Origin of the sequence: Streptomyces sp. NPDC088766 (assembly GCF_044750845.1) — a bacterium.
Taxonomy (GTDB): domain Bacteria; phylum Actinomycetota; class Actinomycetes; order Streptomycetales; family Streptomycetaceae; genus Streptomyces.
Window position 1 is genome coordinate 3,218 of record NZ_JBIVKQ010000058.1, and the last position, 1,385, is coordinate 4,602.

A 1,385-nucleotide genomic window follows, 5' to 3' on the forward strand; every position below is an offset into this window, starting at 1 on the left:
GGTGAGCTGGGGGTGGCCGCAGAGACCAGCGAGAAGCGACTGTTTACTAAAAACACAGGTCCGTGCGAAGCCGTAAGGCGATGTATACGGACTGACGCCTGCCCGGTGCTGGAACGTTAAGGGGACCGGTTAGTGCGCTTTCGGGCGTGCGAAGCTGAGAACTTAAGCGCCAGTAAACGGCGGTGGTAACTATAACCATCCTAAGGTAGCGAAATTCCTTGTCGGGTAAGTTCCGACCTGCACGAATGGCGTAACGACTTCTCGACTGTCTCAACCATAGGCCCGGTGAAATTGCACTACGAGTAAAGATGCTCGTTTCGCGCAGCAGGACGGAAAGACCCCGGGACCTTTACTACAGTTTGATATTGGTGTTCGGTTCGGCTTGTGTAGGATAGGTGGGAGACTGTGAAGCCTGGACGCCAGTTCAGGTGGAGTCGTCGTTGAAATACCACTCTGGTCGTGCTGGATGTCTAACCTGGGTCCGTGATCCGGATCAGGGACAGTGTCTGATGGGTAGTTTAACTGGGGCGGTTGCCTCCTAAAGAGTAACGGAGGCGCCCAAAGGTTCCCTCAGCCTGGTTGGCAATCAGGTGTTGAGTGTAAGTGCACAAGGGAGCTTGACTGTGAGACCGACGGGTCGAGCAGGGACGAAAGTCGGGACTAGTGATCCGGCGGTGGCTTGTGGAAGCGCCGTCGCTCAACGGATAAAAGGTACCCCGGGGATAACAGGCTGATCTTCCCCAAGAGTCCATATCGACGGGATGGTTTGGCACCTCGATGTCGGCTCGTCGCATCCTGGGGCTGGAGTCGGTCCCAAGGGTTGGGCTGTTCGCCCATTAAAGCGGTACGCGAGCTGGGTTTAGAACGTCGTGAGACAGTTCGGTCCCTATCCGCTGCGCGCGCAGGAGTCTTGAGAAGGGCTGTCCCTAGTACGAGAGGACCGGGACGGACGAACCTCTGGTGTGCCAGTTGTCCTGCCAAGGGCATGGCTGGTTGGCTACGTTCGGGAGGGATAACCGCTGAAAGCATCTAAGCGGGAAGCCTGCTTCGAGATGAGGACTCCCACCCACTTGATGGGGTAAGGCTCCCAGTAGACGACTGGGTTGATAGGCCGGATGTGGAAGCCCAGTAATGGGTGAAGCTGACCGGTACTAATAGGCCGAGGGCTTGTCCTCAGTTGCTCGCGTCCACTGTGTTGGTTCTGAAACCACGAACGGCCCCGCGCCCGTCACCGGGTGTGGTGCGGCAGGTTCACCGTTTCACCGTGTTTCGGTGGTTATAGCGTGAGGGAAACGCCCGGTCACATTCCGAACCCGGAAGCTAAGCCTCACAGCGCCGATGGTACTGCAGGGGGGACCCTGTGGGAGAGTAGGACGCCGCCGAAC

The 1,385-nt window shown here is 57.8% G+C and carries 2 rRNA genes (1 of these 2 cut by a window edge); both read left to right on the forward strand.

The annotated features are described in order from the left end of the window. Nucleotides 1-1,175 (forward strand): 23S ribosomal RNA (locus ACIP5W_RS35695) (it extends 1,369 nt beyond the left edge of the window). 93 nt (nt 1,176-1,268) lie between these two features. After that, nucleotides 1,269-1,385 (forward strand): 5S ribosomal RNA (gene rrf / locus ACIP5W_RS35700).